The organism is Bartonella sp. AS69XJJH (assembly GCF_042195585.1).
Classification (GTDB): domain Bacteria; phylum Pseudomonadota; class Alphaproteobacteria; order Rhizobiales; family Rhizobiaceae; genus Bartonella.
The window spans coordinates 1-1,563 of record NZ_JBHIOO010000080.1; the positions used below are offsets into that span (position 1 = coordinate 1).

General features: G+C 41.7%; 1 protein-coding gene. It reads left to right on the forward strand.

The features are described 5' to 3' along the window. Window positions 1–226 precede the first annotated feature (226 nt). Window positions 227–1,563, forward strand: a 1,337-nt coding sequence (locus ACFIK6_RS09735; protein WP_375642729.1) for a ShlB/FhaC/HecB family hemolysin secretion/activation protein, incomplete at its 3' end; no start/stop codon positions are given.

Below are 1,563 nucleotides of genomic sequence, written 5' to 3' on the forward strand. Positions count from 1 at the left end.
AAACTGGGGATATTGATGTATTAACCATTGACGGGCTAAACAGTTTTGTTTAGAGGTTTTTTCATATAAATGTGGGGGAGAGATCTTCAGCAGTTAAAATAAAGCAGTTTTGGGTGTCACTTTTTTGGTAACAGAGGCATGTGCTTTTGTTAAAAGCGTCATAGGGCAGTGGCTGTTTTGAGTGGGCTTGTTAGAGGTTCCATGAAGTTTTTTTAAAGAATGCTTCATGAAGTGTGCAAAGCGGGGGCAATCTGTATTGTTTTCTGTATTTTTACGCCAGAGTTCTCTTTTGAGAATTTTTCGTGCCATTGTTGTTTTCTTTGGCTTGTTTACAGGTGTAAGTGTTTATGCGCGGTCATCGGCTATTTTTCATTCCCCAACCGATAATTTTTCTCGCCAACAATCAGAAAAGCAGCAATTAGAAAGAATTGAGAAATTACGGTCTTTAACGCCTAAAAGGATCAAGACGCCTTCAGAGCAAAATCCAGAAACGCTTTTGGGTGGGAAACAATGTTTTCCCATTCATGCTCTTGTTGTTGAGGGAGTGCATCATGTCAAAAAGCGCTCTATATCAGCCGTAACAGAGCCTTATATTGGAAGATGTATCGGGCTTGTCGATATTCAGCTCTTAATCAAGAAGTTAACCAAAGTTTATTTGGATCAAGGCTATGTAACGGCGCGTTTTTACATTCCTGATCAAGATATCAAAAACAGCAAGACGCTCAAATTTGTTGTCGTTGAGGGCAAACTTTCAGATATTTACTATAATGGTTCACCGGCGTCTCGTTATAACAATGTTGTGTGGAGTGCTTTTCCTGGGCTGAAAGGTCATGTTTTGAACATGCGCGATATTGAACAGGGGCTTGATCAGATCAACCGTTTGAGTTCAGCGCACGCTCAAAGTGAACTTCTTCCAGGGAGTGAAGAAGGGAGCACCATTGTCAATATTAACAATCATCCCGATAAAACTTTCAAGGTTACTGTTTCTCATGACAATATGGGGCAATCCTCTACAGGTTATGCGCGTTATAGTGCGGGCTTGAGGGTAGAAAATATTTTAGGGATGAATGATGCGTGGGATTTTAACTATCAGCGCAGTCAGACAGATTATTGGGGTGGGAGCAAGCAAGAAGGACATAGTAATAATCTTTCAGCGAGTGTGAGTATTCCGTACGGTTATTGGACCTTTGGATTGAATGGCACTGTTTATAATTACCAAAGTATTATTCCTGGCAATTTTACCGATATTGAGACGACGGGGGATTCCAGTGAGTTGCACGCCAGTACAAGCAGGGTTCTTTACCGTGATGGTGTTTCCCTTACAACCTTGAATTTGGGTCTTTCTTATAAAAGAACCAACAATTACCTTCTTGGCAATAAGATTGAAGTGGGCAGCCGTCAATATAGTGTCGCCAATTTTGGGATTTCGCATTCTCGCCAGATGTTGGGGGGAACGTGGACTTTTGATGTGAGTTATTTGCAAGGGATCCCCTTGTTTCATTCTGTCAAGAAGCACGATCCAGGAGCAGGGGATGCGGAGCCACAATTTGCCAAATTTACCGG